At 71.4% G+C, this 26,388-nt stretch carries 28 protein-coding genes and 1 pseudogene; 16 read left to right on the top strand and 13 right to left on the bottom strand.

Annotated features, from left to right (window positions below):
• Positions 1-8: 8 nt before the first annotated feature.
• Together IE255_RS07505 and IE255_RS07500 are read right to left on the bottom strand one after the other, a co-directional pair.
• Positions 9-422, bottom strand: coding sequence for an ATP-binding protein (locus tag IE255_RS07505; protein ID WP_003992877.1), 414 nt, complete (start codon positions 420-422; stop codon positions 9-11).
• A 260-nt stretch (positions 423-682) separates the two neighbouring features.
• Positions 683-943 (bottom strand): UBP-type zinc finger domain-containing protein, encoded by a 261-nt coding sequence (locus IE255_RS07500; protein ID WP_190049397.1) that lies wholly within the window; start codon positions 941-943, stop codon positions 683-685.
• Between the two features lie 62 nt (positions 944-1,005).
• Here IE255_RS07500 and IE255_RS07495 point away from each other — a divergent pair, with 62 nt between their 5' ends.
• The gene (locus IE255_RS07495) at positions 1,006-2,604 is read left to right on the top strand and encodes a Na+/H+ antiporter (RefSeq protein WP_190049396.1); all 1,599 of its coding nucleotides are present in this window, start codon (positions 1,006-1,008) and stop codon (positions 2,602-2,604) included.
• Between the two features lie 15 nt (positions 2,605-2,619).
• Here the strand turns inward: IE255_RS07495 and IE255_RS07490 are convergent, their stop codons facing one another.
• Both IE255_RS07490 and IE255_RS07485 read right to left on the bottom strand, forming a co-directional pair.
• A complete protein-coding gene (locus tag IE255_RS07490; protein WP_190049395.1) occupies positions 2,620-3,528 on the bottom strand; it encodes a 1-aminocyclopropane-1-carboxylate deaminase/D-cysteine desulfhydrase in 909 nt (302 codons plus the stop codon).
• Between the two features lie 10 nt (positions 3,529-3,538).
• Positions 3,539-4,003, bottom strand: a complete 465-nt coding sequence (locus IE255_RS07485) for a DUF6010 family protein (RefSeq protein WP_190049394.1) — start codon at positions 4,001-4,003, stop codon at positions 3,539-3,541.
• A 285-nt stretch (positions 4,004-4,288) separates the two neighbouring features.
• Here IE255_RS07485 and IE255_RS07480 point away from each other — a divergent pair, with 285 nt between their 5' ends.
• From IE255_RS07480 to IE255_RS07470, 3 genes are all read left to right on the top strand, one after another.
• A complete protein-coding gene (locus IE255_RS07480) occupies positions 4,289-5,695 on the top strand; it encodes a family 2B encapsulin nanocompartment shell protein (RefSeq protein WP_190049393.1) in 1,407 nt (468 codons plus the stop codon).
• A gap of 111 nt (positions 5,696-5,806) precedes the next feature.
• The gene (locus IE255_RS07475) at positions 5,807-6,982 is read left to right on the top strand and encodes a family 2 encapsulin nanocompartment cargo protein polyprenyl transferase (RefSeq protein WP_229906319.1); all 1,176 of its coding nucleotides are present in this window, start codon (positions 5,807-5,809) and stop codon (positions 6,980-6,982) included.
• Between the two features lie 285 nt (positions 6,983-7,267).
• Positions 7,268-7,879 (top strand): GNAT family N-acetyltransferase, encoded by a 612-nt coding sequence (locus IE255_RS07470; protein WP_190049392.1) that lies wholly within the window; start codon positions 7,268-7,270, stop codon positions 7,877-7,879.
• 284 nt (positions 7,880-8,163) lie between these two features.
• On the opposite strand, the gene IE255_RS07465 is transcribed toward IE255_RS07470, so the two are convergent.
• Positions 8,164-8,781 (bottom strand): TetR/AcrR family transcriptional regulator, encoded by a 618-nt coding sequence (locus tag IE255_RS07465; protein ID WP_190049391.1) that lies wholly within the window; start codon positions 8,779-8,781, stop codon positions 8,164-8,166.
• Between the two features lie 111 nt (positions 8,782-8,892).
• Between IE255_RS07465 and IE255_RS07460 the strand changes: the two genes are divergently transcribed.
• From IE255_RS07460 to IE255_RS07450, 3 genes are all read left to right on the top strand, one after another.
• Positions 8,893-9,477, top strand: coding sequence for a dihydrofolate reductase family protein (locus tag IE255_RS07460; RefSeq protein ID WP_190049390.1), 585 nt, complete (start codon positions 8,893-8,895; stop codon positions 9,475-9,477).
• Positions 9,478-9,846: 369 nt separating this feature from the next.
• Complete coding sequence (locus tag IE255_RS07455) at positions 9,847-10,260, top strand: YciI family protein (RefSeq protein ID WP_190049389.1); 414 nt, start codon at positions 9,847-9,849, stop codon at positions 10,258-10,260.
• 25 nt (positions 10,261-10,285) lie between these two features.
• Entirely contained in the window at positions 10,286-11,506 is a 1,221-nt protein-coding gene (locus IE255_RS07450) for an RNA polymerase sigma factor (RefSeq protein WP_190049388.1), read from the top strand.
• Between the two features lie 15 nt (positions 11,507-11,521).
• Here the strand turns inward: IE255_RS07450 and IE255_RS07445 are convergent, their stop codons facing one another.
• On the bottom strand, positions 11,522-12,256 hold the full coding sequence (locus IE255_RS07445; protein WP_190049387.1) for a VOC family protein: 735 nt from the start codon (positions 12,254-12,256) through the stop codon (positions 11,522-11,524).
• 104 nt (positions 12,257-12,360) lie between these two features.
• On the opposite strand from IE255_RS07445, the gene IE255_RS07440 reads away from it, so the two are divergent.
• Both IE255_RS07440 and IE255_RS07435 read left to right on the top strand, forming a co-directional pair.
• A complete protein-coding gene (locus IE255_RS07440; RefSeq protein ID WP_190049386.1) occupies positions 12,361-13,515 on the top strand; it encodes an inorganic phosphate transporter in 1,155 nt (384 codons plus the stop codon).
• A 16-nt stretch (positions 13,516-13,531) separates the two neighbouring features.
• A complete protein-coding gene (locus IE255_RS07435; protein ID WP_190049385.1) occupies positions 13,532-13,765 on the top strand; it encodes a hypothetical protein in 234 nt (77 codons plus the stop codon).
• A 61-nt stretch (positions 13,766-13,826) separates the two neighbouring features.
• Here the strand turns inward: IE255_RS07435 and sodN are convergent, their stop codons facing one another.
• Entirely contained in the window at positions 13,827-14,222 is a 396-nt protein-coding gene (gene sodN, locus IE255_RS07430) for a superoxide dismutase, Ni (RefSeq protein WP_190049384.1), read from the bottom strand.
• On the opposite strand from sodN, the pseudogene sodX reads away from it, so the two are divergent.
• Positions 14,110-14,619: pseudogene (gene sodX, locus IE255_RS40100) on the top strand (nickel-type superoxide dismutase maturation protease); the annotation flags it as partial. The gene sodN and the pseudogene sodX sit on opposite strands and share 113 nt — an antisense overlap.
• Positions 14,620-14,684: 65 nt before the next feature.
• Here sodX and IE255_RS07420 read toward each other — a convergent pair.
• Positions 14,685-15,344, bottom strand: coding sequence for a CGNR zinc finger domain-containing protein (locus IE255_RS07420; RefSeq protein WP_229906317.1), 660 nt, complete (start codon positions 15,342-15,344; stop codon positions 14,685-14,687).
• A gap of 89 nt (positions 15,345-15,433) precedes the next feature.
• Between IE255_RS07420 and IE255_RS07415 the strand changes: the two genes are divergently transcribed.
• The gene (locus IE255_RS07415) at positions 15,434-16,204 is read left to right on the top strand and encodes a class I SAM-dependent methyltransferase (RefSeq protein WP_190049382.1); all 771 of its coding nucleotides are present in this window, start codon (positions 15,434-15,436) and stop codon (positions 16,202-16,204) included.
• A gap of 58 nt (positions 16,205-16,262) precedes the next feature.
• On the opposite strand, the gene IE255_RS07410 is transcribed toward IE255_RS07415, so the two are convergent.
• From IE255_RS07410 to IE255_RS07400, 3 genes are read right to left on the bottom strand one after another with little or no spacing between them, the layout of a single operon-like run.
• On the bottom strand, positions 16,263-17,024 hold the full coding sequence (locus tag IE255_RS07410) for an amino acid ABC transporter ATP-binding protein (protein WP_308280865.1): 762 nt from the start codon (positions 17,022-17,024) through the stop codon (positions 16,263-16,265).
• The gene (locus IE255_RS07405; protein WP_190049381.1) at positions 17,021-17,962 is read right to left on the bottom strand and encodes an amino acid ABC transporter permease; all 942 of its coding nucleotides are present in this window, start codon (positions 17,960-17,962) and stop codon (positions 17,021-17,023) included. Before IE255_RS07405 ends, IE255_RS07410 begins: the two co-directional genes overlap by 4 nt.
• 32 nt (positions 17,963-17,994) lie before the next feature.
• Positions 17,995-18,951 carry an ABC transporter substrate-binding protein gene (locus IE255_RS07400; RefSeq protein WP_190049380.1) on the bottom strand — a complete coding sequence of 319 codons (957 nt, stop codon included), beginning with the start codon at positions 18,949-18,951 and terminating at the stop codon, positions 17,995-17,997.
• Positions 18,952-19,602: 651 nt separating this feature from the next.
• On the opposite strand from IE255_RS07400, the gene IE255_RS07395 reads away from it, so the two are divergent.
• The 4 genes from IE255_RS07395 (at position 19,603) to IE255_RS07380 (ending at position 23,162) form a co-directional block, all read left to right on the top strand.
• The gene (locus IE255_RS07395) at positions 19,603-20,835 is read left to right on the top strand and encodes an NAD(P)-dependent malic enzyme (protein ID WP_190049379.1); all 1,233 of its coding nucleotides are present in this window, start codon (positions 19,603-19,605) and stop codon (positions 20,833-20,835) included.
• Positions 20,836-21,312: 477 nt separating this feature from the next.
• Positions 21,313-22,278 carry a zinc-binding dehydrogenase gene (locus IE255_RS07390; protein ID WP_190049378.1) on the top strand — a complete coding sequence of 322 codons (966 nt, stop codon included), beginning with the start codon at positions 21,313-21,315 and terminating at the stop codon, positions 22,276-22,278.
• Positions 22,279-22,380: 102 nt separating this feature from the next.
• Complete coding sequence (locus tag IE255_RS07385) at positions 22,381-22,590, top strand: HTH domain-containing protein (RefSeq protein ID WP_003992902.1); 210 nt, start codon at positions 22,381-22,383, stop codon at positions 22,588-22,590.
• Positions 22,590-23,162: a Clp protease N-terminal domain-containing protein gene (locus IE255_RS07380; RefSeq protein ID WP_190049377.1), complete on the top strand. Its 573-nt coding sequence runs from the start codon at positions 22,590-22,592 to the stop codon at positions 23,160-23,162. Before IE255_RS07385 ends, IE255_RS07380 begins: the two co-directional genes overlap by 1 nt.
• A gap of 10 nt (positions 23,163-23,172) precedes the next feature.
• Here the strand turns inward: IE255_RS07380 and IE255_RS07375 are convergent, their stop codons facing one another.
• Both IE255_RS07375 and IE255_RS07370 read right to left on the bottom strand, forming a co-directional pair.
• Positions 23,173-24,228 (bottom strand): PadR family transcriptional regulator, encoded by a 1,056-nt coding sequence (locus tag IE255_RS07375; protein ID WP_190049376.1) that lies wholly within the window; start codon positions 24,226-24,228, stop codon positions 23,173-23,175.
• A 1-nt stretch (position 24,229) separates the two neighbouring features.
• Positions 24,230-25,201 (bottom strand): DUF4097 family beta strand repeat-containing protein, encoded by a 972-nt coding sequence (locus IE255_RS07370; protein ID WP_190049375.1) that lies wholly within the window; start codon positions 25,199-25,201, stop codon positions 24,230-24,232.
• Positions 25,202-25,349: 148 nt separating this feature from the next.
• Here IE255_RS07370 and IE255_RS07365 point away from each other — a divergent pair, with 148 nt between their 5' ends.
• Positions 25,350-26,180, top strand: coding sequence for a hypothetical protein (locus IE255_RS07365; protein ID WP_190049374.1), 831 nt, complete (start codon positions 25,350-25,352; stop codon positions 26,178-26,180).
• The last annotated feature ends 208 nt before the right edge of the window (positions 26,181-26,388 follow it).

Here is a 26,388-nt window from a genome sequence, read left to right as displayed (position 1 = left end):
CTCGTTCCTCACGCCGGCCCGGGTCCCGCGCCGCGCTGTTTGTAGAGGCTGATCGAAACGGTTTTGTCCTTGTCCACGGCAGAGGAGACCTTGCCCGCCAGAGCGGACAGGACGGTCCAGGCGAAGGTGTCCCGCGAGGGGGCATGACCATCCGTGGTCGGTGCCGAGACGGTGACCTCGAGTGAGTCGTCGACGAGGCGGAAGACACAGCTGAGCACCGAGCCGGGCACGGCCTGCTGAAGCAGGATCGCGCAGGCCTCGTCCACCGCGATGCGCAGGTCCTCGATCTCGTCGAGGGTGAAGTCCAAACGGGCCGCGAGACCGGCCGTGGCCGTACGCAGCACCGACAGGTAGGCACCCGCGGCCGGCAGCCGGACTTCCACGAAGTCCTGGGTCGCGGGCTCGCCTGCGATCTGGGACACCCTCACCTCCATGGTGGTACAAGCGTTCTAGGGCCGAGGGTTGCCCCCCGGAGGTAACGCGATACGTGGTTCAGCGGTGACGCTATCGCGCTCTCGACGGTCCTGTCCCCGGGACCCCAACCCCTGTCGTCACTCACAGTAAACCTGTGGACACGCTCCGTGTCTAGGGGTTGGGCGGGCCCAAATGGGAAGAGCGCGCGCCGGATTGACGTACCCAGACGTCAGACGGTCGAACCGTCCTGCGCCGGGGTCCTGTCGAGTCACACAAGGACATGGTCGACGAAACACCACCGCCAGGTCTCCCCGGGCTCGTGAGTCCGCATCACAGGGTGCCCGGACTGATTGTGGTGCTCCGCCGCGTGCCTCCCCGGGGAGGAGTCGCAGCAGCCGACGTGACCGCAGGTGAGGCACAGCCGTAGTTGCACCGGATCCATGCCCTCCGCCAGACACTCCGGACACGTCTCGCTGAGCGGGCCGGGTTCGGGGTGCGGCAGCGCGTCGGCATGCGTGCACTGTTTCATGATTGCCAGGTTACGACGGTCGGGCGGAAGACCGCGTCGAAAAAGAGGGTGGGGCGAGAACGATGGGCGTGATGCCACTGTTGCTGCTGGTGGCGGGCAGCGCCGTGATCGCCGCGGCCGCGCGGCGCACGCCGGTGCCGGCGCCGCTGCTGCTGGTGGCGGCCGGGCTGCTGGTCAGCTACGTCCCCGGAGTGCCCGACTACACCCTCGACCCGCACATCGTCCTGCCGCTCATCCTGCCCCCGCTGCTGCACACGGCCGCCACCGACAGCTCCTACCTCGACCTGCGCGCCCAGCTGCGGCCGGTGGCGATGCTGTCCGTCGGGTACGTGCTGTTCGCGACCTTCGCCGTCGGCTGGGCCCTGTACCTGATCGTGCCGGACCTGCCGCTGACGGCGGCCCTGGTGTTCGGCGCGGTGGTGGCGCCGCCGGACGCGGTCGCGGCCACGGCCGTGGCCCGCCGGGTCGGACTGCCCTCGCGGATCACCACGATCCTCCAGGGCGAGTCCCTGCTGAACGACGCCACCGCGATCACGGCCTACCGGGTCGCCCTGGCCGCCGCCGTCGGCGAGGGCGCGACCTGGGCCGGGGGCATCGGCGAGTTCCTGCTCGCGGCGGTCGGCGGCGTCCTGGTCGGGCTGGTGCTGATGGCGCCGATCCACTGGCTGCGCACGCACGTGAAGGAGGCGCTGCTCCAGAACACGCTCTCCCTGCTGATCCCGTTCGTCGCGTACGCCACCGCCGAGCAGGTGCACGCCTCCGGTGTCCTCGCGGTCGTGGTCGTCGCGCTCTACCTGGGACACCGCGCGTGGCAGGTCGACTTCGCCACCCGTCTCCAGGAGGAAGCGGTGTGGAAGATGGTCGCGTTCGTCCTGGAGTCGGCGGTGTTCGCGCTGATCGGCCTCCAGCTGCCGGTGGTGCTGAGGGGGCTCGGCGAGTACGAGGGCGCCGAGGCGGCCTGGTACGCGCTCGCCATCTTCCTGGTGGTGGTCGCGGCCCGGTTCGTGTGGGTGTACCCGGCGGCCTTCCTGCCGCGGCTGATGTCGGCACGGATCCGTGAGCGCGAGGAGAGCCTCACGTGGAAGGGGCCGTTCATCATCGCGTGGGCCGGGATGCGGGGCGTGGTCTCGCTGGCCATCGCCTTCTCCATCCCGCTCACCATGCACGACGGGGAGGAGCCCTTCCCGCACCGCAACCTCATCCTGTTCCTGACCTTCACGACGGTCATCGGGACCCTGGTCGTGCAGGGCCTGACCCTGCCCCCGCTGATCCGTCTGCTGAAGTTCCCCGGGCGGGACGCGCACGCCGAGACGCTCGCCGAGGCCAACGCCCAGGCCCAGGCCTCCCGGGCCGCCGAGCGGCGCCTGGACGAGCTTCTCTCCGACGAGCGCAACGCCCTGCCCGCCCCGCTCGCCGACCGGCTGCGCACCGTCCTGGAGCGCCGCCGCAACGCCGTCTGGGAACGGCTCGGGCAGGCCAACCCGGTCACCGGGGAGTCCGTCGACGACACCTACCGGCGGCTGTCGCGGGAGATGATCAGCGCCGAGCGGGAGGTGTTCGTCAGGCTCCGGGACGGCCGCTACATCGACGACGAGATGCTGCGGACCCTGCTGCGCAGGCTGGACCTGGAGGAGGCGGCGGCCTTCCGGGAGGCGGCGTAGGGACCGCGCCGACCGTCAGGGGAAGGGGCGGCCGGTGACCACGGCCGCCACCGTCGTCCCGCGCGGGAAGGCCCCTTCCCCGGCAAGCGCGACGAGCCCGTACAGCAGCTTGGCGACGTACAGGCGCTCGACGGGCAGGCCGTGACGGTGCTCGAAGTCCGCCGCGAAGGCGTCGAGCTCGTCGGGCACGCGCGCGTAGCCGCCGAAATGGAAGCGGTCGTCCAGGTTCCAGGCGCCGCGCGGGCCGCCGAAGGCCCGCTGCTGCAAAGCCTCCGTGTCGGCGGTCAGGAAGCCGCCCTTGAGGACCGGCACACCCAGGGCGCGCTGCCCGGGGCCGAGACCGGCGGCCAGTCCCGCCAGCGTGCCGCCGGTGCCGCAGGCCACGGCGACGACATCGGCCCGGCCGCGCAGCTCGGCGCCGAGCGCCCGGCAGCCGCGTACGGCCTCGGCGTTGCTGCCGCCCTCGGGGACGACGTAGGCCTCCTCGGCGTCCGCCGCGCGCAGGACGTCGGCCAGGGTCCGCGGCTCGGACTTGCGGCGGTACGTCGCCCGGTCGACGAAGTGCAGCCGCATGCCGTCCGCCGCGCAGCGGGCCAGCGAGGGGTTGAGGGGCCGGCCGGCCAGCTCGTCGCCGCGTACGACACCGACCGTGGGGATGCCGAGTAGCCGGCCGGCCGCGGCCGTCGCGCGCAGGTGGTTGGACCAGGCGCCGCCGAAGGTGACGACCGTACGGCCGGCCGCCGCCGCGAGGTTCGGCGCCAGCTTGCGCCACTTGTTGCCGATCAGCTCCGGATGGATCAGGTCGTCCCGCTTCAGCAGCAGCCGGACGCCCCGGCGCTCGAACCGGCCGTCGACGACCTCCTGCACCGGCGAGGGCAACCGGGGGCGCAGTGCGGCGAGGCCGGGAGGGCCGGGGCTGGTCACCCGGCCATTGTCACCCGGGGGTGGGGGAGGGGGACTCGGGGCCGAGACCTTCCCGGGAGCCCGGCTCGGGCCGCGGCCGCCCGGGCCGGCGCCGGTCGCGCACCAGCTCGATGAGCGACGGTCCGCCCCGCAGGCACCAGAGCGCGATCACCGGGTCGCAGATCGCGCAGCCCAGGGACGAGGTGTGGGCGGACGGGACGATCGGGTTGCCCTTGACGTGGTGGACGATGTCCCACGCCGTGTGCAGCAGCCAGCCGACGCCGATCCACGTCCACGACTCCAGGCCGCGGAAGGCGACATAGGTGACGAGCGCGGTGAAGGCGAACTCCCAGCCGCCCAGACCGCCGCCGCTGAGATACGCGGCACCGGCACCGGCGACCATCAGCGCGTTCAGACGCCGCCGGTGAGGCTCTCGGACGAGGGACATCAACAGGGCGTAGAGGACGCCGATGCCGATCGGCGCGATGTACTGCATGGAGGGGGCCGTTTCTGGAGTGGGTGGCGGGGACGGTTCACCACGCTAGGTCCGGCCCCGGACGCGCCCCAGAGGCATTACCGACAGGTTCCCACGGGTTGTCGCCACCCGGTCCGGGGCCGGGTCGCGGCTCCTTCGAACACCCGAAATGTGCCCCCTCTGCCCAGGGGTACGAAGATCCATTCCCGCTCTTTCGGGTAATACCACCGCGGCGCCGCGTGCGGAAGGCTTGCGCATGCACGTCGATGCCCGGGGCGTCGATCACAAACGGGAGGGCAGTTCTCTATGTCGGTAGGCGAAGAGGTCCGCGCGGAGGAGACCAAGCCGCAGCAGAGTCTCGGCACGGCGGCCGCGCGGAACCTGGCCACCACGACCAAGTCCGTGCCGCAGATGCAGGAGATCAGCTCCCGCTGGCTGCTGCGCATGCTGCCCTGGGTGGACATCCAGGGTGGTACGTACCGCGTGAACCGGCGACTGACCTTCGCCGTGGGCGACGGACGGATGACGTTCGTGAAGACCGGCGACCGCGTCGAGATCATCCCCGCGGAGCTGGGCGAACTGCCCGCGCTGCGGTCGTACGAGGACGAGGAGGTGCTCTCCGAGATCGCCCGCCGCTGCGAGCAGCGGGAGATCCAGGCGGGCCAGGTGATCGCCTCCTTCGGAAGCCAGTCCGACGAGGTGTACCTGCTCGCGCACGGCCGGGTGGAGAAGATCGGCACGGGCCCGTACGGGGACGACGAGTCCCTCGGAGTCCTCGCCGACGGCGCCTACTTCGGCGACGAGGCCCTCCTGAACGAGGACGCCATCTGGGAGTACACGGCCCGCGCGCTCACCGCGTGCACCGTACTCGTGCTGCCCCGCCAGGAGTTCGAGCAGATCGCGGAGCGCTCGGACACGCTGCGCGAGCACCTCGAGCAGCGCCGCGCGATCCCCCGGCAGCGCTCCAACAAGTACGGCGAGAAGGAGATCGACCTCGCCTCCGGCCACTCCGGCGAGCCGGACATCCCGCACACCTTCGTCGACTACGAGGCCCGGCCCCGTGAGTACGAACTGAGCGTCGCCCAGACCGTGCTGCGCATCCACACGCGCGTGGCCGACCTCTACAACCAGCCGATGAACCAGACCGAGCAGCAGATCCGGCTGACGGTCGAGGCGCTGAAGGAGCGCCAGGAGCACGAGCTCATCAACAACCGCGACTTCGGGCTCCTGCACAACTGCGAGTACGACCAGCGGATCCAGCCGCACGACGGCGTCCCCGGCCCGGACGACCTGGACGAGCTGCTCAGCCGGCGCCGCGGCACCAAGCTGCTCCTCGCCCACCCGCGCGCGATCGCCGCGATCGGCCGGGAGCTCAACAAGCGCGGGCTGGTCCCCGAGACCATCGACATGGCCGGCAACCGCATCCCCACCTGGCGCGGGGTGCCGATCTTCCCGTGCAACAAGATCCCGGTGACGGAAGCCCGTACGACGTCGATCATCGCCATGCGTACCGGCGAGAGCGACCAGGGCGTCATCGGCCTGCGGGCCTCCGGCATCCCGGACGAGATCGAGCCGAGCCTGTCGGTGCGCTTCATGGGCATCAACGAACAGGCCATCATCAAGTACCTGGTCACGGCCTACTACTCGGCCGCGGTCCTGGTACCGGACGCGCTGGGCGTCCTGGAGAACGTCGAGATCGGCCGCTGGACGTGACGCTTCCGGTGCGTCGGCCGTGTCCCCGCCCGGCAGGGCGGGTACATCCTCGGGGCACGCGCCCAGCGGCAGCGGAAGCGCCACCGTCCGCTCGTTCTCCGAGGCGGTCCCATGGGTGAGTCCCTCACGGATGTGGAGTTCGAGGCGGAGACGACGCTGCCCGCCCCCGGTGGGCAGCGCGGCGCCGAGCCCCGGCGAGCGGCCGGGGCTCCGGAAAGGCGGGGCCCCATCGGGACGCAGCAGGACGGCCGGCCGGGACCGGCCGAGGGGCACGAGGCGGTCATGCTCCTGGAGCGGGCCCGGGCGGAGGTCGATCCGGTGCTGCGGGCCGCGCTCGGCTCACTGCCCGGGCCGATGCGCCGGATCGCGCGCTACCACTTCGGCTGGGAGCGGGCGGACGGCACCCCGGACGAGGGCGGCTCCGGCAAGGCGATCCGTCCCGCGCTCGTCCTCGCCGCGGCGGCCGCCCTCGGGGGACCCGAGGCACGGGCGGAGGCGGTCCGGGCGGCCGCGGCGGTGGAGCTGATCCACAACTTCACGCTGCTGCACGACGACGTGATGGACCGGGACGCCGTCCGCCGCCACCGGCCCACCGCGTGGACCGTGTTCGGCGACGCGGACGCGATCCTCGCCGGGGACGCCCTTCAGGCGCTGGCCCTGCGGCTGCTCGCGCAGGATCCGCATCCGGCGGCCCGGGTCGCCGCCGCCCGGCTCGCGGACTGCGTGGTCGAACTGTGCGCGGGGCAGCACGCGGACACGGCCATGGAGCGGCGCGGCGCCGGCGAGGTCACGCTGGACGAGGTGCTCGCGATGGCGGAGGCCAAGACGGGCGCGTTGCTGGGGTGCGCGTGCGCGATCGGCGGGCTGTACGCGGGCGCCGGGGACGCGGACGTGGCGGCGCTGGACGCGTTCGGCCGGGAGGCCGGGCTCGCCTTCCAGCTCATCGACGACGTCATCGGCATATGGGGCGACCCGAGCCGCACGGGCAAGCCCGTCGGTGCGGACCTGGCCGCCCGCAAGAAGTCCCTGCCGGTCGTCGCGGCCTTCGCCTCCGGCACAGCGGCGGCGGCCGAACTCGCCGAACTGTACGCCCGCCCCCGCGAGAAGGAGGACCTGGACCACATCGCCCTGACCGTGGAGCGCGCGGGCGGCCGTGACTGGGCACAGGGCCAGGCGGCCGACCGGATGGCCCGGGCGATGCAGCAACTGGCGCGCGCGGTGCCGGACCCGGAGGCGGCGGGCGGTCTGCTGGCCCTCGCCGAGTTCGTGACGCGGCGCAGCAGTTGACGGCCGGCGCGTGGCCGGCGAACGGCAGCACCCGGTGACCCTTCGGGCGTCCGAAGGGCAGGACCCCGGAGCGCCGGGGCCGTGCGGCACCTGACTTCGCACGGCCACCGGACTCCGGCCGGCGGGTCCCGCACTTCCCCACGGTGTGCGGGGCCCGCCCCCATCCGGGCGCCTGGCTCGATCAAGTCGTTCGACGGAATCGCGCCAAGCTGCCGCCCCAGCCTCCAGGGCGGCCCCCGACCGTCCTACGATCAACGCCCGTCGGGACGAGCGAAGGGGCGGGACATGGGCGTGGCGATCCGGACGGCGGGCGAGGGGGACCGGGAGCTGGTCGTCCGGCTCCTGGACGAGGCGTTCCGGGACGACCCCGTGAGCGGCTGGGTCTTCCCCGGTGCGGAGGACCGCCGCGCCAAGCACCCCGGGCTCATGGCCGCCTTCACCGACACCGTGCTCGAGGCCGGCCGGATCGACGTCACCGAGGACGGCTCGGCCTGCGCGCTGTGGCTGTCCGTGCCGGCCGACGACCATGACGGCGACGCCGAGGACGACGGTCCGGCCCAGGCGCGGGAGGCCGTCGACCCGGACAACGAGCGCATCGAGGCGATCGGCCGGCTGACGGCCGCGATCCACCCCTCCGGGCGGGCCCACGAGTACCTGTGGATGATCGCCGTGGCCCCGGACCGCCAGGGCGAGGGCCTCGGCACCGCGCTCATCGAGTCGGTCCTCGACCGCTGCGACCGCGAGGGACGGCCCGCCTACCTGGAGGCCAGCAACGCCCGCAGCCGCAAGCTGTACGAGCGCCTCGGGTTCGAGCCGGCCGGCCCGGCCCTCGACCTCCCGGACGGCCCGCCGATGTGGCCGATGTGGCGCGAGCCCCGGCCACACGAGGCTTCCTAGACCGGTTCGGCCCGGTTCGGCCCGGCCCGGTCCTGGTCCTGGGTCCTGCGCGGCCCGGTCGTGGTCCTGCCCGGTCGGTCCTGGCCCTGCCCGGCCAGTCCTAGCCCTTGCCCGACCAGTCCTAGCCCCGACCGGTCGGGGCTGGCCCTGGCCCTGACCGGCTGGCGCTAGTCCTCCTGGCCGGCCCGGCCCTCCTAGCACCGGCCCTCAGGCCTCTCCGGCCTCTCCGGCCTCTCCGGCCTCTGACCCTCCGGCCCCTCGGACCTCTCCTGCCTCTCTGGGGCCTAGGTCCCTCTGGCCTCTCCGCCCTCCGGCCCCTCCCGCAGCACCGTCGCCACGATCCGCTCCACCAGCCCGTCCGGTACGCCCACCCCGGGCAGTACCCCCTCCAGGACGCCCGGCAGGGTCAAGTGCTCCAGGAGCAGTCCGAGCATGGCCAGGTACAGCACGGTGACGGACTCGTCACCGCCGGGCAGCCCGGCCGTGCGGTGGAACTCCATGGCCTCCTCCAGGTCGCCGCGTACCGACTTGGTGTAGGAGGCGAGCAGTTCGGGACGCCGGGTGGCCTCCAGGCGCAGCTCCATCAGGGCCAGATAGCCCGTGCGGTCGCGGGTCGCGCGGGCCATGAGGTCGTGCATGAAGGCGGCGACCAGCGAGCGGTCCTTCGGCCGGGTCATCAGCTCGGCGACCACGTCCGGATCGGGCGCGAGCCGCACATGCAGCCGGGTGTCGATCTGGCGCAGCAGGTCGGCCCGGTCGGTGAAGTAGTTCGAGGCGGTGCCCACGGGCACGCCCGCCTCCGCGTCCACCGCGCGGTACGTCAGCCCTCGCGCCCCCTCCCGGGCGAGCACCTCGACACCGGCGTCGATGAGCGCGGCCCGGCGCTCGGGGTTGCTGGCCATGCGGAGTCCCTTCTCCCACTTCGACGGATCGCGGTTATTCCCTTGCAACCACTACATCAGAAGTACTACAACTGAAGTCGTTGCGCCGACAGCCTACGAAAAGAGACCGGCTTGCGAAAGCTCACGTACTTCATCGCCTGCTCCATCGACGGCTTCATCGGGGACCCGGGCGGCGACGCGTCGTCGATGATCCCCTTCGTCGACGAGGAGTTCCTCGCCTTCCTCAAGGCGGAACACCCCGAGACCATCTGGACCCAGGGCCGCCGCGCCATCGGCATCGACGACCTGGAGAACAAGCGGTTCGACACGATCATCCAGGGCCGCGCCAGTTACGACATCGCCCTGAAGGACGGCATCACCCGCCCCTACGCCCACCTGCGCGAGTACGTCGCCTCCACCACCCTGAAGGAGTCGCCCGACCCGAACGTCGAGATCATCGCGGACGACCTGGTCGGCAAGGTCCGCGAACTGAAGGCGGAGGAGGGCGAGTTCGGCATCTACCTGTGCGGCGGCTCGCGCATCGCGGGAGCACTGCTCGACGAGATCGACGAGCTCGTCATCAAGACGTACCCGCTCGTGTACGGCACGGGCATGCCCATGTTCGGCTCCGGGTTCGCCATCTCGGAGTTCACGCTGGAGTCGGTGCGTGCGTTCGGCAACGGCGTGCTGGTGCGGACGTACGGCAGGAAGCGCTGAGTCCCCGACCGGCCTACTCTGAGGACATGGGCAGCGAAGAACACGCCTGTCCGGCCTGCGGACAGCCAGTGGAGACAGTCGTCCGGCGCCACAAGACCCTGGGCGCGTGGGTACCGCGATGGGTGGCGGGTCCCTGCCACAACCCCGCGTGCGCGGCCCGCGCAGCGGAGGGCACGGTGAGCGGCCACACCGCTGAGGGCGCCCGGCCCGCCGCGGGCACCGCCCCAGCTGCGACGACCCCGCACGAGGCGGCCCCGGGAGAAACCGTCGCCAGGAATTCCTGAGTCCGTGTCGAGAAGCCCGGCCCGGCTCCGACGTCCCCTGTGAAGAGCCGCCCGGCAGGGCGGTGCGAGCCGAAGGAGCGGACTGATGAAGTACCTGGTCATGGTGCAGGGCGCACAGGCGGACTACGACGCCATGCGCGGCAGGGCGTCGGCGCACTCCCCGGTGTGGAGCGAGGACGAGCTGAAGGCGATGTTCTCCTACATGGGCGCCATCAACGACGACCTCTCCGAGACGGGCGAGCTCGTCGACGCGCAGGGCCTGGCCGAGCCGGCGCAGACCCGGCATGTCACCCTCGGCGACGACGGCAAGGCCGTCATCACCGACGGCCCGTACAGCGAGACCAAGGAGCTGCTGGCCGGCTACTGGGTCCTGGAGTGCGAGAGCCTGGAGCGGGTCACGGAGATCGCCGAGCGCGTCGCCCGCTGCCCCCAGCCGGCCGGTGCCCCCGAGTACCCGGTCGTGATCCGCCCGATCATGGACGGCTCCGGGGACATCTGACGAGCCCGGGCTGACGGCACCGCCGGTGAGGAGCACACCCGAGATCGAGGACCTGCTGCGCCGGAACGCGCCGCAGGTCCTCGGCGCGCTGGTCAGACGGTACGGGCACTTCGACGCCGCCGAGGACGCCGTACAGGAGGCGCTGCTCGCGGCGGCGGGGCAGTGGCCCTCGGCAGGCGCGCCCGGCAATCCGCGCGGCTGGCTGATCAAGGTCGCCTCGCGGCGGCTGACCGATGCCCTGCGCAGCGAGGAGGCCCGGCGGCAGCGCGAGGAGCGGGCGGCGGCCCTCACGCCCCGGGACGCCTTCAACGCCCCGCCGCCCGGGGAACGGGCGCCCCGCGAGGACGACACGCTCTCGCTGCTCTTCCTGTGCTGCCATCCGGACCTGTCGCCGTCCGCGCAGATCGCGCTCACGCTGCGCGCGGTCGGCGGTCTGACCACGGCGGAGATCGCCCGCGCGTATCTGGTCCCCGAGGCGACGATGGCGCAGCGCATCAGCCGGGCCAAGCAGAAAGTGCGGGGCGTGCGCTTCGGACGCCCGGACCGCTGGGAACAGCGGCTGCCGTCCGTGCTCCAAACCCTCTACTTGATCTTCAACGAGGGGTACACGGCCACCTCCGGCACCACCCTCCAGCGCCGTGACCTGGCGGGCGAGGCCGTACGGCTGACCCGCACGGTCCACCGGCTGCTCCCCGACGACTGCGAGGTGGCCGGACTGCTCGCGTTGATGCTGCTGACCGACGCCCGCCGCGACGCGCGCAGCGGACCGCACGGCGAGCTGATCCCCCTCGACGAGCAGGACCGCGACCGCTGGGACAGGGCGGCGATCGAGGAGGGCGTCGCCCTGGTCACCCGGGCCCTGTCCCGAGGCCGGCCGGGCCCTTACCAGCTGCGTGCCGCGATCGCCGCCGTACACGACGAGGCGCCGTCGCCCGCCGAGACGGACTGGGCCGAGATCCTGGGCCTCTACGACGTCCTCGTCGGGCTGGTCCCCGGCCCGGTCGAACGCCTCAACCGCGCGGTCGCCGTCGCCATGGTCCACGGGCCCCGCGCCGGACTGGCCGAACTGGACCCCCTGGAAGACGAGTTGACGGGCCACCGCCTGGACGCCGTACGAGGTCACCTCCTGGAGCGCGCGGGCGAGCCCCGGGCGGCCCGGGCCGCCTACGAGTCGGCGGCCGCCCAGACCCTCAGCCTGCCCGAGCAGCGCTATCTCCAGGCACGCGCGGCACGGTTGAGGAACTAGGCCCTTCTGATGGCCCTAGACCCGCAGCTTCCCCGTCTCCGGATCCCGGGTCGTCAGGCAGTACGTGCCGCCCGCCGGGTCGCGCATCACCGTCCAGCCGGAGAAGCGGGCCACGAACCTGGCCCCGAGTTCCTCGTGCCACGCCCGGGTCGCCTCGACGTCCGCGCAGGCGAGGTCGAGGTGGGCCGAGGCAGGGCGCTCCTCGCCGAGGCGTTGCAGGAGCAGCCGGACCGGCAGGCCGGGCGGTGGCTCGACCACATGGAACTCCGGGAGGGCGCCGGGCCGCGACTGCCAGCCGGCCAACAGCCCACTCCAGAAGGCGACTTCGGCGTCGTAGGCCGAGGGCGGGACGTCCACGCACACCTGGTCGAGTCGGCTGCCCCGCACCACGCCCGGACGTGACGATTGCCCGCGCCAAGGGTCCGCGCAGAACAACTGCCCACCGGGTGAGCGCAGCACGACGAGCGACCCGAGGTCCTCCACGACGCGTGCGCCGAGCCGCACCGCCGAGGCGGCGAACTCCGGCAGGTCGTCCACGCAGAAGTCGAGATGCGCGCCGCCGTCCCCCGAGCGCACCGCCTGCGCCTTCACGCACGCGTCGGCGTCGTCGGGGAGCAGGGTGACGAACTCGCGGTGCTCGCCGCGGAGTTCGGAGAGCCGGGTGCCGGTGGCGGCCGTCCAGAAGTCACAGGCGGCGTCGAAGGCCTCGCGCGGCCGGTCGGCGAAGGCGTAGGTCCAGTGGATCCTCATGGGCGCGATCGTAGAGGCAGTCGCCACGGCCACCCGCGTGAACCTTGACCAGCCTTTGCCTCGCCGTTCCCCGCCCATTGGCCTGCGCTTGTTTGCATTCAGGAATGGACCACATCACGTTCCTCGTGGCGGTCGTCATCGTCACGGCACTCGCGTTCGACTTCACCAACGGATTCCACGACACGGCGAACGCGATGGCCACGTCCATCGCCACCGGCGCGCTCGCTCCCCGAACGGCGGTCCTGATCAGCGGTGTCCTCAACGTCGTCGGTGCCTTTCTGTCCACCGAGGTGGCCAAGACCATCTCGGGCGGCATCGTGGACGACACCCTCGTCACCCCGGGAATGATCTTCGCGGGGCTGGTCGGGGCGATCCTGTGGAACCTGCTGACCTGGCTCGTCGGACTGCCCTCCAGCTCCTCGCACGCCCTGTTCGGCGGGCTGATCGGGGCCGTGTGGGTCGGGGCGGGCAGCCAGGGCGTCGACTTCGGCAAGGTCGTCGAGAAGGTGCTGGTGCCCGCGGTGGCCTCGCCGCTCGTGGCGGGGATCGCCGCGCTGCTCGCCACCTACCTCGCCTACCGGCTCACCGACCGTGCCCGCAAGGACTCCGTCACCAAGGGCTTCCGCGTCGGCCAGATCGCCTCCGCCTCGCTGGTCTCCCTCGCCCACGGCACGAACGACGCGCAGAAGACCATGGGCGTCATCACCCTCACCCTGATCTCGGCCGGCGCGCTCGGCCACGACGCCGGCCCGCCCCTGTGGGTCATCGCGTCCGCCGGTCTCGCCATCGGCCTCGGTACGTACCTCGGCGGCTGGCGGATCATCCGCACCATGGGCAAGGGCCTCACCGAGATCCAGTCGCCGCAGGGCTTCGCCGCCGAGACCGCCTCCACCACCGTCATCCTCACCTCCGCCCACCTCGGCTTCGCCCTGTCCACCACCCAGGTCGCCTCGGGCAGCATCCTCGGCGCGGGGCTGGGCCGCAGGCTCGCGGAGGTCCGCTGGGGCGTCGCGGGCCGCATGGCGGTCGCCTGGATGATCACCCTGCCCGCCGCCGCGCTGGTCGGCGGCCTGGCCGCGGCCGTCGTCCAGAACGGCGGCGACCTCGGTACGGCGGTCGTCGCGCTCGTCGGCGCGGCCCTCGCCGCGGGCATCGTGGCCGTCTCGCGCCGCAACCCGGTGCACGCGCACAACGTCAACGACGCGCACGAGGTCACCCTCCGCAGCGAGCCGCCGGCCAAGGTCGGCACGGCCGCCTGAACTACCGGGAGTCGACATGCATCTGGACTGGACCGCACTCGGCCAGGTCACCGCGGTGAGCATCGGCGCCACCGTCGCCGTGGTCGTCGTCTTCGCCCTCGGCGTCCTCGGCCTCGCCCGGCTGGAAGGCGCCCGTGAGGACCGGGGCGGCACCAGCGCCCTCGGCCTCGGTCAGGCCGCCCTGTGCTTCCTCGCCTGCGCGGCCGTGGTGGCGTACGGGATCTATCTGATCGTGCCTCAGTTCCACTGAGCACGTACGCCGAAGGGGCCCGGCCGGATCGGCGGCCGGGCCCCTTCGCCGTACGGGGCGATCAAGCCTTCTTGGTCTCCCAGAAGATCTTGTCGATCTGGGCGATGTAGTCCAGCGCCTTCTGGCCGGTCGCCGGGTCGGTGGAGCCCTTGGCGGCCGACAGGGCCTTCAGGGTGTCGTTGACCAGCTGGTGCAGCTCCGGGTACTTCTCGAAGTGCGGCGGCTTGAAGTAGTCGCTCCACAGCACGGACACGTGGTGCTTCGCGAGCTCCGCGCGCTGCTCCTTGATGGTGGTGGCACGCGTCTGGAAGTGCGGGTCGTCGTTGCCGGCCATCTTCTCCTGGATGGCCTTCACCGACTCCGCCTCGATGCGGGCCTGGGCCGGGTCGTACACACCGCAGGGAAGGTCGCAGTGTGCGCTGACCTTGACCTTGGGGGCAAACAGGCGGGAAAGCATGGAGCATTCCTTCCTCGTGATCGTCTTCTCACAGGGGACATTACTCCCTGGGGCAAGGGTTTTCGCGAGTGCCCCCTTGGGCTTAGGACAAAAGTCCGGGGTGAGACTGAGACTGGTGGAGGAAGAACCGGGGAGGTGCCGGGTGATGCCGGAGCTGTCGCAGGAGTCCGAGCGGGAAAGGCCGGCCGCGCCGTTCGGGGTGGCCGAGGTGACCGGGCCGTCCATGGTGCCCACGCTGTACCACGGGGACCGGCTCCTGGTGCACTACGGGGCCCGGATCAAGCCGGGTGACGTCGTCGTGCTGCGGCATCCCTTCCAGCAGGACCTGCTGGTCGTCAAGCGGGTCGCCCAGCGGCGCGAGAACGGCTGGTGGGTGCTCGGGGACAACACGTACGCCGGCGGCGACAGCACCGACTACGGCGTCGTGCCCGACGACCTGGTGCTGGGGCGGGTCCGCTTCCGCTACCGGCCGCTCCGGCCCGGCCGGCGTTCGCCCTGGGCGCTGCTCGGCTGGGCGCTGTCGGCCGCCAGGCCGGTCTTCTCGGGCAGGTCGGGCCGGGCCGCCTCCAGGCGCTTGCGGGCCCGGTAGGCCGCCACGTTGGCGCGGGTCGCGCAGCGGTCGGAGCAGTAGCGCCGGGAGCGGTTGGTGGAGGTGTCCAGGTAGGCGTTGCGGCAGGGCGCGGCCTCGCACAGGCCGAGCCGGTCCACGCCGTACTCGGTCAGGTGGAAGGCCAGGCCCATCGCCGCGATCGCCGCGTAGCCCGCGGTCGCGTTGGACGGGTGGTCCGCCAGGTGCATGTGCCACAGGGGCCGGCCGTCGTCGTCGCGGAAGTCGTGCCCGGAGATCTGCGGGCTCACCGGGAACTCCAGCAGCAGCGAGTTCAGCAGGTCCACGGCGAGCTGCTCGTCACCGCTGTCGGCCGCCTCGAAGACCGCGCGCAGCCGGGCCCGGACCGAGCGGAAGCGGGTCACGTCCGCGTCCGTGGCGCGGCGGGCCGCCGACTGCTGGCCGCCGAACAGGTCACGGACGGCCTCGACCGACGTCAGGGTGTCCTTGCCCCGGGCCGGCTCCTCGGTGTTGACGAGGCGCACGGCGTAGTCCGAGTAATAGGCCAGTTCCACTTGTAGTCCTTACGGAGGGGCTTTATTGTCGTGAGCGCGCACTTGTAACAGCTGATGGTGCTTCCAGGGTATTACGAGGGAGGGGCTCGATGACGGACGCGGACACCACGACCGCCACCGCCGACTGGCAGGCCTGGCAGAAGAGCTGGGACCGGCAGCAGGAGTGGTACCTGCCCGACCGCGAGGAGCGGTTCCGGATCATGCTCGACATGGTCGAGGCCCTCGTGGGCACCGCCCCGCGCGTGCTCGACCTCGCCTGCGGCACGGGCAGCATCACCGCCCGGCTGCTCGCCCGGTTCCCGGACGCCACCAGCACCGGCGTCGACCTCGACCCGGCGCTCCTCGCCATCGCCGAGGGCACCTTCGCGAGCGACGACCGGGTCACCCTCGTCACCGCCGACCTCAAGGACCCCGACTGGCCCGCGAAGCTGCCGTACGACTCGTACGACGCCGTCCTGACCGCGACGGCCCTGCACTGGCTGCACCGGGAACCCCTCGCGGACCTCTACGGCCAGGTCGCGGGAGTCGTCCGCGACGGCGGTGTCTTCATGAACGCGGACCACATGATCGACGAGACGACGCCCCGGATCAACGCCGCCGAGCGCGCCCAGCGCCACGTCCGCATGGAACAGGCCAGGGAATCCGGTGTCCTCGGCTGGACCGAGTGGTGGCAGCTCGCCGCCAAGGACCCGGTCCTCGCCGAGCCCACGGCCCGGCGCTACGAGATCTACGGCGACCACGCGGACGGTGACATGCCGTCGGTGGAATGGCACGCGCGCGTGCTGCGCGAGAAGGGATTCGGCGAGGCCAGGCCGGTGTGGTGCTCGCCCTCGGACACCCTGCTGCTGGCCCTGAAGTAGACCGCGCGAAGGGGGCGGTACGGAGATTTCCGTACCGCCCCCTTCGCCGTGCGTACCGTCAGAGGACCTTGGACAGGAACGACTTCGTCCGCTCGTGCTGCGGGTTGGTCAGCACCTCGCGCGGGTGACCGGATTCGACCACCACACCGCCGTCCATGAAGACCAGGCTGTCGCCCACCTCGCGGGCGAAGCCCATCTCGTGGGTGACGACGATCATCGTCATGCCGGACTCGGCGAGGTCGCGCATCACGTCCAGGACGTCACCGACCAGCTCCGGGTCGAGCGCCGACGTCGGCTCGTCGAACAGCATCAGCTTCGGGTCCATGGCGAGCGCCCGGGCGATGGCGACGCGCTGCTGCTGGCCGCCGGAGAGCTGCGAGGGGTAGCTGCCCGCCTTGTCGGCCAGGCCCACCCGGTCCAGCAGTTCCAGGGCGCGCTGCCGGGCCTGGCCCTTGCTCACGCCCTTGACCTGGACCGGTGCCTCCATGACGTTCTCGACGGCCGTCATGTGCGGGAACAGGTTGAAGCGCTGGAAGACCATGCCGATGTCCCGGCGCTTGCGGGCGACCTCGCTGTCCTTCAGCTCGTAGAGCTTGTCGCCCTTCTGCCGGTAGCCGACCAGCTCGCCGTCGACGTACAGGCGGCCGGCGTTGATCTTCTCCAGGTGGTTGATGCACCGGAGGAAGGTCGACTTGCCGGAGCCGGAGGGGCCGATGAGGCAGAACACCTCGCCGGACTTCACCTCCAGGTCGATGCCCTTGAGGACCTCGACGGGGCCGAAGGACTTGTGGACGCCCTCGGCCTTCACCATGGCGGTCATGCGGTGCCTCCCGTCGACGCCGAGCGGTTGGACAGGGACAGCAGGTTCGCCTTGATCTTCTGGAACGGCGTGGCCGGGAGCGACCGGCTCGAGCCACGCGCGTAGTACCGCTCAAGGTAGTACTGGCCGATGCTGAAGACCGAGGTCAGCAGCAGGTACCAGGCCGCCGCCAGGAACAGCATCTCGGCGGGGGCGCCGGAGGTCTGGCCGATGTCCTGGGCGGCGCGCAGCAGCTCGGGGTACTGGACGACCGAGACCAGCGAGGTCGTCTTCAGCATGTTGATGACCTCGTTGCCCGTCGGCGGCACGATCACGCGCATCGCCTGCGGGATGACGATCCGGCGCAGCGTCTTGGTGTGGCTCATGCCCAGCGCGTGCGACGCCTCGGTCTGGCCCTCGTCGACCGAGAGCAGACCGGCCCGGCAGATCTCCGCCATGTACGCGGCCTCGTTGAGGCCGAGGCCCAGCAGCGCCGTCAGGAACGGGGTCATGAAGTCCGACCACTCGTCCTTGTAGAACGGCCCGAGGTTGATGTACTCGAAGACCAGGCCCAGGTTGAACCAGACGATCAGCTGCACCAGGACCGGGGTGCCGCGGAAGAACCAGATATAGAACCACGCGATCGACGAGGTCACCGGGTTCTTCGACAGGCGCATCACGGCGAGCAGGACGCCGCCGACGATGCCGATCACCATGGACAGCACGGTCAGCAGGAGCGTCTTGCCCACGCCGTCCAGGATCCGGTCGTCGAAGAAGTAGTCCGGGATCGCGTCCCAGTTGATCTTGCCCTGGGAGAACGCGTAGACGACCCCGGCCAGCAGGGCGATGGCGACGACGGCGGAGATGTACCGCCCGTAGTGCCGGACCGGGATGGCCTTGATGGCCTCCGGCCCGGCCGGGGGCGTGTCGCCCGTCGTCTTGTCGATGTCAACAGTCACGGGTGTTGCCTTTCAGTGCCGCTGTGTCGCGGTCACTTGCCGCCGTTGATGGTGGCTTCCTTGACGGCGCCGTCCGTGACGCCCCACTTCTTCATGATCTTGTCGTACTCGCCGTTGTCGATGATCGCGTCCAGCGCGGCCTTGAGGGCGTCCCGCAGCTGCGTCTGGTTCTTGGCGACCGCGATGCCGTACGGCGCGGCCTCGACCTGCTCGCCGACCAGCTGGAAGTCCTTGCCGCCGCCGGAGGTCTTCACGGCGTAGGCGGCGACCGGGAAGTCGGACGAGCCGGCGTCGGCGCCGCCCGCGCGCAGGCGGGTCTGGGCCTGCTGGTCGTTGTCGAAGGGCTCGATGGCGATCTTCTTGCCGGCCGGGCACTTCTTCGACTCCGCCTTGGCGAGGTCCTCGGAGACCGTGCCGCGCTGCAGCACGATCTTCTTGCCGCACAGGTCGGACCAGGTCTTGATGCCCTGGTCGTCACCCTTCTTGGTGTAGATCGAGACACCGGCGGTGAAGTAGTCGACGAAGTCGACGCCCTCGCCGACCTGCTTGCCGGTGTCGGAGTCGATGCCCTCCTGGCGGTCCTTGGTGTCGGTCATCGCGGACATGGCGATGTCGTACCGCTTGGAGCGCAGACCGGTGATCAGCGTGTCGAAGGTGCCGTTCTCGAACTGGAAGTCGACCCCGAGCTGCTTGCCCATGGCGGCGGCGAGGTCCGGGTCGATACCGACCGTCTTGCCCGAGCTGTCCTTGAACTCGACCGGGGCGTAGGCGATGTCGGAACCGACCTTGATGACGCCCTTGTCGCGGATCGACTTCGGCAGCTTGTCGGCGAGCGGGGCCGCCGCCGTCGCGGTCTCGCTGTCCGACCCGTTGTCCTTGGTCTGGTCACCGCATCCGGTGAGCATCAGTGCGCCTGCGACCGCGATCGCACCGACCGCTGCTAGCCGGGAACGCGCGGCGGTCGTACGACGGGTGGAGCTTGCGGTCATGGTGGGTTCCTCCGGCGGATGGGTGGAGTTGCCGATGGGGCGGGCGCTGCCGATGCGTTCGGCAGTGCCGTGGACTGCCGGCGGTGCCGGCAGAGCCGTGGACTGCCGAGGGGTCGGCAGTGCCGTGGGTCGACGAGAACACACGTCTTCGAGTGTCGCGACCTCGTGTGATTACGGCATCTTGCCATTCGGACGGCGCCATTCTGGGGGCCAGCCATGTCAAAATCGGATAACGGGCGACCCCCGAACCGCACCACTCCGGTACATCACGGCCGGACCTTCTGTGGGAATCTCTCCCTCCGGCCGGAAGATCTTCGGCATATCCCGGGATTTCGCTACGGGAGCCGAGGGCTTCGCCGACGCTTGAGTGGTTTTCGATCGTTTGTCCAGACCTTGTCCCGATTTTGGACGATGAGTCAGGGCGCCGGTGTGTGACCTTCGCGTTATGGACTCGTCGTCGGTGCCGTCCGTCCGGTAAGAAGGGTCTTTACACCCCTCATCCGGGGCTCAGGGCGCGTGTGCGGCGCGCCCGTCGCGTACGCGCCCGTACGTATCACGTACACAGCACGACCATGGCCGTACGCGGTCCCGCCCACGCCTCACCAGGAGTGGCCACCCTCAAACCGATGAAGATTTAAGGGGTAAAACGAAGTGGCAGCGGAGATTGTCAATCCTCGCAGCGAGAGCAAGACCGGCGATACGGGCCACGAGGGCGGTGCGGAGCCCCTCGACTCCTTCGACCCGGCGTTCGCGCTGCACCGCGGCGGCAAGATGGCCGTGCAGGCCACGGTGCCCGTCCGTGACAAGGACGACCTGTCCCTGGCGTACACGCCCGGCGTCGCGAAGGTGTGCAGCGCGATCGCGGAGCAGCCGGAGCTGGTGCACGACTACACGTGGAAGTCGTCGGTCGTCGCCGTCGTGACGGACGGTACGGCCGTGCTGGGGCTCGGTGACATCGGGCCCGAGGCCTCCCTCCCCGTGATGGAGGGCAAGGCGATCCTGTTCAAGCAGTTCGGCGGCGTGGACGCCGTTCCGATCGCGCTGAACTGCACGGACGTCGACGAGATCGTCGAGACGGTGGTGCGGCTCGCGCCCTCGTTCGGCGGAGTCAACCTGGAGGACATCTCGGCGCCGCGGTGCTTCGAGATCGAGCGGAAGCTCCAGGAGCGGCTGGACATTCCGGTCTTCCACGACGACCAGCACGGTACGGCGGTCGTGACGCTGGCCGCCCTGCGGAACGCTGCGCGGCTGAGCGGGCGGGCGCTGGGGGATCTGCGGGCCGTGATCTCAGGCGCGGGTGCGGCCGGGGTCGCCATCGCGAAGATGCTGGTCGAAGCCGGGATCGGGGATGTCGCGGTGGCCGACCGCAAGGGCGTGGTGTCGGCGGACCGGGACGATCTGACGCCGGTGAAGCGGGAGCTGTCCGGGTTCACGAACAAGGCGGGGATCAGCGGGTCGCTGGAGGCTGCGCTGGCCGGGGCCGATGTGTTCATCGGGGTCTCGGGCGGGACGGTGCCGGAGTCCGCGGTCGCGTCGATGGCCGAGGGTGCGTTTGTGTTCGCCATGGCGAATCCGAACCCTGAGGTGCATCCCGAGGTCGCGCACAAGTACGCTGCGGTTGTCGCCACCGGGCGGTCGGACTTCCCGAACCAGATCAACAACGTGCTGGCGTTTCCGGGGATCTTCGCGGGGGCGCTTCAGGTGCGGGCGACTCGGATCACCGAGGGGATGAAGCTGGCTGCGGCGGAGGCGCTGGCGGCGGTGGTCGGGGACGACCTCGCGGCCGACTACGTCATTCCCTCGCCGTTCGACGAGCGGGTCGCGCCGGCGGTGACGGCGGCTGTGGCGGCGGCGGCCCGGGCTGAGGGTGTGGCTCGGCGCTGACGTTGCCGGTTGGTTGTGTTGTGAGGTGGCCCCGTCCGGGTGTGGGCGGGGTCATTTCTTTGCCGTTGGGTGCGGCTGTTCGGGTGGTGTGCGGGTGCCGGGTGCCTGCGGCGGCCTGCGCGGGTGGGGTGGGGGTGCGCGTCTTCGCCTTCGCGTCGGGTGTGGGTCGGGGCCGCGCCGGGGGGTGTCCGTCCTCGGAACGGCGCGATGGGGTTGGACGCCGACTGACTGTCCGTTGACGCGCCAACCGCTGCGGGCGGACACCCCCCGACACGGCCCCTTGCGTCGTCCGGCGGGTGCGGGCGCGTGGTCGCTCACCCTAGCTGCGGGCAAGCGTGCCGCTAAGGGTGGCACCCCGTTCCGCCGGGCTGTGGGACCCACCCGGCAGCGGACCGAACTGCCCGGACCTGGCAAGAGGGCGTGTCTCACAGGGCCGTATGGTTCCTTCGGTTCGTCGGGGAACCTATCGTCAAGGTCATGTTCGCTGTCTACGCCGCCCGAATCGACCGCGACCAGCCGCTGTCCGGCCTGGAGTTGGGAGAGCGCCCGGCTCCCGAGGCCCGCCCCGGCTGGAGCACCGTCACGGTCAAGGCCGCCTCCCTCAACCACCACGACCTCTGGTCCCTGCGCGGTGTAGGCCTCGCAGAGGACAAGCTGCCGATGATCCTCGGCTGTGACGCCGCCGGCGTCGACGAGGACGGCAACGAGGTCGTCCTGCACTCCGTGATCGGACAGAGTGGGCACGGGGTCGGGCCGAAGGAGCCCCGTTCCATCCTGACCGAGCGCTACCAGGGCACCTTCGCCGAGCAGGTCGCCGTGCCGACCTGGAACATCCTGCCCAAGCCCAAGGAGCTGTCCTTCGAGGAAGCCGCCTGTCTGCCCACGGCGTGGCTCACCGCGTACCGGATGCTGTTCACCAACGCGGGGGTGCGTCCCGGCGACTCCGTGCTCGTGCAGGGCGCCGGCGGGGGTGTCGCCACGGCCGCCATCGTGCTGGGGAAGGCCGCCGGGCTCCGGGTCTTCGCCACCAGCCGGGACGAGGCCAAGCGGAAGCGGGCCGTGGAACTCGGGGCCGTGGAGGCGCTGGAGTCGGGGGCGCGGCTGCCGCAGCGGGTCGACGCCGTGATCGAGACCGTCGGGGCCGCCACCTGGTCGCATTCCGTGAAGTCGCTGCAGCCCGGCGGCACGCTGGTGATTTCCGGTGCTACCAGTGGCGACCGGCCCTCGCACGCCGAGCTGACCCGGATCTTCTTCCTCGAGCTCAAGGTCGTCGGGTCCACGATGGGGACCAAGGACGAACTGGAGGATCTCCTCGCCTTCTGTGCCGCCACGGGTGTGCGGCCCGTCATCGATGAGGTCCTGCCCATGGACCGGGCGCGTGAGGGCTTCGAGCGGCTCGCTTCTGGTGAGCAGTTCGGGAAGGTCGTGCTGACCAATCCCTGAGGTGCGTCGGGTGTGAGTCGAACGGCCGGTCCGGTTTCGGGCCGGCCGTTTGGCGTGTCAACTGCGGTTGACATTCGCGGGGTGTCAACGTAGGTTGACGTCATGACCGAAGCAACCGATCTGGCCGAGCGGGCCGGTGACCGTGATCCGCGGGTCGGCCTGCGGGCCGTCGCCGCGCTGCGTCGGCTGCTGGAGCAGTTGGAAGCCGTGCAGGTGCGCAATGCGCGCAACCAGGGCTGGTCGTGGCAGGAGATCGCCACCGAACTCGGTGTGAGCAGGCAGGCCGTGCACAAGAAGTACGGGAGGCATTGATGTTCGAGCGGTTCACCAAAGACGCCCGGGATGTGGTGAAGAGCGCCTTCGAGTATGTGGAGGGGGGTGGTGGGGGCGGGCAGTGTGTGGAGCCGGAGCATCTGCTGCTTGCCCTGCTCGACCGGGACGGCAGTCGTGGAGCCTTCGCGCTCGCGGCTTCGGGGCTCGGTGAGGGAAGGGAGTTCGTGCGGGAGGCTCTGCGTGAGGCGCAGAGGCGGGCCGGGCTGTCCCGGGCCGAGAGTGACGCGCTCGCCGGGCTCGGGATCGATGTGGGGGAGATCGTCGCCCGGGTGGAGGAGGTGCACGGGGTCGGTGCGATGGCCGGTGGCCGGAAGGGCAAGGGGTGGTGGTCGGGGCGTTCCTCCTTCGGTAGTGGGGCCAAGGACGTGCTGGAGAGGTCGCTGCGGGTGGCTCTCGCCCAGCGGGACCGGCACATCGGGGACGAGCACATCCTGCTGGCCCTGACCATGCGCCCGGGCGTGCCGGCCGAGGTCCTCGCCGACCACGGGGTGACGTACGAGTCCCTGGTGCGGGTGCTCTACGGGCGTGGTGGCGAGGCCAAGGCCGGATGAACGCGGTCTCCTACTTCTTCGGGGTGCGCAGGAGCGCCCCTATGTGGGCCGCCGCCGCCGACAGGTGGCGGCGGGCGTCGCGGAGCTGGTCGGGGGTGACGCCGTGGTCGCGGGCCGCGTCGCGGATGTCGTCCCGGAAGCGGTCGAGGAGGCGGTCCAGGTCGCGGGCGGGGTCGCCGGTGGAGTCTGCGGCGTCCTCGTGGGCCCAGGCCGGTTCGTAGGAGGCTGGGAAGCCCTCCGCGGGCTGTGAGCCGGCCGGCCCCGGCGCCGGCTTGGCCGTGCCGGTCCAGTCGAAGCCGAACTCCTTGCCGTAGTCCTTGCCGAACTCGCCCATCTCCTTGGCCAGTTCGCTCAGGCCTTCGCGCAGGCCCGTGGGCCAGTCGCCGCGGGCGAAGTGGTCCTGCACCTGCTCCTGGACCCGGCGGGCGATGCGCTGCACCTGCTCCTGCGCCTGGGCGCGGGCCTGCTCCTGGGCCTCTTTCGCCTGGCGGCGGGCGCGCTGGGCGTCCTCGCGGGCGCGGCGGCTCTCGTCCTTGGCGCGCCGGGCCTGTTCCTTCCACTCCTGCCTGGCGCGCCGCATCTCCTCCTTGGCGACGCGCCAGGCCTCCTTGTCGCCGTACTGGGAGAAGTCGCCGTAGGGGGCGTCCTCCGCGCCGGGGGGCCGGGTGCCGTTGTCCCGGCGGGCCTCGGTCGCCGCCGCGCGCATCTCGCGGCGCAGGTCGCCCGCGGCTCCGCGTACGTCGGCCTGGATCTCGGCGGCCAGTTCCGCGACCGATTCCCGGATCTCCAGCTCGAGGTCGGCGAGCTCGCCGCTGCGGTCGGCCAGTTCGGCGCGGCCCGCGTCCGTGATCGAGTAGACCTTGCGGCCGCCCTCGGTGGTGTGGGTGACCAGGCCCTCGGCCTCCAGCTTGGCCAGGCGCGGGTAGACCGTGCCCGCCGACGGTGCGTACAGCCCCTGGAAGCGCTCCTCGAGGAGGCGGATCACCTCGTAGCCGTGACGGGGGGCCTCGTCCAGCAGCTTCAGCAGGTAGAGGCGGAGGCGGCCGTGGGCGAAGACGGGGGGCATGTCAGAGCACCTTCTTGTCGGTCGTACCGTCGGCCGGGGCGCTGGTGGCGTCGGCGCCCGGGCCGGAGACGGAATTGTCTCCCGAGTCGTCCTGCGGGCCGCTTCCCGGGGTTGCCGGGGAGCCGTCGCTGCCGGGGCGCGCGTCCCAGGGGGCGTCGTCCTCGTCCTCATGGGCCGGCCGGCGCAGCAGGGCGATCGAGCCGGAGACGGTGGTGGCCCGCAGTTTGCCGGTGCCCGCGCCGAGGCGGCCTGTGATCTTGTGGGCGCCCCACTGGCCGTGCACCCGCAGGCCGTCGAAGGCGTTGGAGACGGCGCCGCTCGCGGTGTTGGCCTCGACCTCCGCGTCCGCCGGATACGGCAGCCGGATCGCGATCTCGCCCGAGACGCTGGTCAGCCGCACGTCCGTCGGGCCGTCCGGGTCGAGGTCGACGATCATCGAGCCGCTGACCGAGTCGGCCCGCACGGAGGGGCCGGAGCCCTGGACCACGGTGAGGTCGCCGGAGACGGAGTTGAACCGGAGATCGCCGGTCACGTCCTGGGCCTCCAGGCTGCCCGACACCGTGTCGGCGCGGACGGGGCCGGAGAGGCCCACGAGGGTCGTGTCGCCCGTGACCCCCTTCACCGCCGAGGGGCCCTGGATGCCGGAGATGACGGCTGCCGCGCCTACCACTCCCACCTCCACCCGCGTGGCGGCCGGGACGGCCAGGGAGACCACCGCGCTGCGGCGCCAGCCCTTGCGGTCCAGCCACTTGAGGAAGCCCTTCCAGGGCAGGTCCTCGTAGGCGACCGTGAGGGTGCCGTCCTGATGGGTCACCACCAGGGGCGGTCCCTCGATCTCGGAGATCTCCAGGCGGGCGGAACCTTCGTCCGTGCCCACCACGTTCACCGTTCCGTTGACGAGGCGTACGTGAAGGGTGCTCACGGGCTCGTCGAACGTGAGCTTGCTCGGTTCCGCGACGGACCACTCGGACATGGTGCAGACCTCCCCGATTCGACGCGCCATATCGCGTCTTGTCCCATTCACGATATATCGTGGTCGGGGAAAGTCAAGACACTCGTTCTGGGGATGGCGGGGTGAGCAAAAGTGCTCAAAGAGGGGTGAATCGCCCTAGCGTGTGACCATGACGGAAGCTGCCCGCGCCGGTCCCGCGCCCGGGGCACTGCTGCTGTGCCGGGCGGCGCCCGGGGCCGTCGCCCCCGTCGCGCACCTGCTGCGCGAACCCATGCAGCTCACCCGGGCGGGTGACGACTGGAGTGTTCTCGTCCCCGAGGGGCGGCCCTGGCGGGACGGCGCCGAGCCCGTCGACCGCGTCGTCACCGGCTGGGCCACGGCCCTCGCCGTCGGTGCGCCCTGGTCCGTCCTCGCCCTCTGGTGGGACGCCGACCACGCGGGCTTCACGCTCGCGTCCGGCTTCCGCCGCCCGGTCGGCTTCGTCTGGCTCACCAGCGGTGTCCCGGTGGGGGAGGACGAGGCGATGCGCACCTTCGCCGCGCGCGTGGGCCTCGACCCCGTCCTGGACCTCCAGGCCCTCGACCAGCTGACGAAACCCGACTCCTCGGGAGACGCCCGCACCCGCCTGCGCGGCCTGCTGGCGGTCCTCGCGCGCGTGGGCGTCGCGCTGCCTCCCGGACTGGCCCCCGGAGAACCGGCCCACCGGCTCCGGGAAGCCGCCGCGCTCCGGCCGGACAGCCTCCCGGTCGAGTGGCCGGGCTGGCGTGCCGCGGTCCGCGCGGACCGCGGCACCGTCGACCACAGCCGCCTCGGCCCCTGGATGCCCTGGACCGGCGGCCCCAGGGCCCGCGCCCTGGCCCTCGCCCAGATGGCGGCGGGCGTGTCCCTCACGGCCTGGGGGCTGCGGCGGCGCAGCGGCGGCTGGATCACGGCCGGGGCCCTGCTCCTGGCCCACGGCACACGGGGTCTGGCGTACGGCCTCACGCATCCACGCGACTGACGCCGCGGATCAGCCGGCCCGGTCGGCTCCTGCCCGTCGTCCTGGTCATCGAGCGGTCGGGCCCGACGCCGTCGCCCCCTCGCGCCTGGCCGAGGTCCACTCTCGCGCCTGGCCGTCGAGCGGTCAGCGGCCGGCGTCACCGTTCGCCGGGGCGCGGCCGAGGTCCACTCTCGCGCTTGGCCATCGAGGTCAGCGGCCGGCGCCGCCG

The organism is Streptomyces lomondensis, from assembly GCF_014651035.1.
Classification (GTDB): domain Bacteria; phylum Actinomycetota; class Actinomycetes; order Streptomycetales; family Streptomycetaceae; genus Streptomyces; species Streptomyces lomondensis.
Note: the sequence above shows the minus strand (reverse complement) of the source record. Positions and strands in the feature narration are given on the sequence as shown.

Bases quoted from the DNA above. Each gene is read 5' to 3' on its own strand.
- IE255_RS07500 (WP_190049397.1), bottom strand. From the start codon at position 943: ATGAAACAGTGCACGCATGCCGACGCGCTGCCGCACCCCGAACCCGGC.
- IE255_RS07495 (WP_190049396.1), top strand. From the start codon at position 1,006: ATGGGCGTGATGCCACTGTTGCTGCTGGTGGCGGGCAGCGCCGTGATC.
- IE255_RS07485 (WP_190049394.1), bottom strand. From the start codon at position 4,003: ATGCAGTACATCGCGCCGATCGGCATCGGCGTCCTCTACGCCCTGTTG.
- IE255_RS07480 (WP_190049393.1), top strand. From the start codon at position 4,289: ATGTCGGTAGGCGAAGAGGTCCGCGCGGAGGAGACCAAGCCGCAGCAG.
- IE255_RS07475 (WP_229906319.1), top strand. From the start codon at position 5,807: ATGGGTGAGTCCCTCACGGATGTGGAGTTCGAGGCGGAGACGACGCTG.
- IE255_RS07470 (WP_190049392.1), top strand. From the start codon at position 7,268: ATGGGCGTGGCGATCCGGACGGCGGGCGAGGGGGACCGGGAGCTGGTC.
- IE255_RS07465 (WP_190049391.1), bottom strand. From the start codon at position 8,781: ATGGCCAGCAACCCCGAGCGCCGGGCCGCGCTCATCGACGCCGGTGTC.
- IE255_RS07455 (WP_190049389.1), top strand. From the start codon at position 9,847: ATGAAGTACCTGGTCATGGTGCAGGGCGCACAGGCGGACTACGACGCC.
- IE255_RS07445 (WP_190049387.1), bottom strand. From the start codon at position 12,256: ATGAGGATCCACTGGACCTACGCCTTCGCCGACCGGCCGCGCGAGGCC.
- IE255_RS07440 (WP_190049386.1), top strand. From the start codon at position 12,361: ATGGACCACATCACGTTCCTCGTGGCGGTCGTCATCGTCACGGCACTC.
- IE255_RS07435 (WP_190049385.1), top strand. From the start codon at position 13,532: ATGCATCTGGACTGGACCGCACTCGGCCAGGTCACCGCGGTGAGCATC.
- sodN (WP_190049384.1), bottom strand. From the start codon at position 14,222: ATGCTTTCCCGCCTGTTTGCCCCCAAGGTCAAGGTCAGCGCACACTGC.
- IE255_RS07415 (WP_190049382.1), top strand. From the start codon at position 15,434: ATGACGGACGCGGACACCACGACCGCCACCGCCGACTGGCAGGCCTGG.
- IE255_RS07410 (WP_308280865.1), bottom strand. From the start codon at position 17,024: ATGACCGCCATGGTGAAGGCCGAGGGCGTCCACAAGTCCTTCGGCCCC.
- IE255_RS07400 (WP_190049380.1), bottom strand. From the start codon at position 18,951: ATGACCGCAAGCTCCACCCGTCGTACGACCGCCGCGCGTTCCCGGCTA.
- IE255_RS07390 (WP_190049378.1), top strand. From the start codon at position 21,313: ATGTTCGCTGTCTACGCCGCCCGAATCGACCGCGACCAGCCGCTGTCC.
- IE255_RS07385 (WP_003992902.1), top strand. From the start codon at position 22,381: ATGACCGAAGCAACCGATCTGGCCGAGCGGGCCGGTGACCGTGATCCG.
- IE255_RS07380 (WP_190049377.1), top strand. From the start codon at position 22,590: ATGTTCGAGCGGTTCACCAAAGACGCCCGGGATGTGGTGAAGAGCGCC.
- IE255_RS07375 (WP_190049376.1), bottom strand. From the start codon at position 24,228: ATGCCCCCCGTCTTCGCCCACGGCCGCCTCCGCCTCTACCTGCTGAAG.
- IE255_RS07370 (WP_190049375.1), bottom strand. From the start codon at position 25,201: ATGTCCGAGTGGTCCGTCGCGGAACCGAGCAAGCTCACGTTCGACGAG.
- IE255_RS07365 (WP_190049374.1), top strand. From the start codon at position 25,350: ATGACGGAAGCTGCCCGCGCCGGTCCCGCGCCCGGGGCACTGCTGCTG.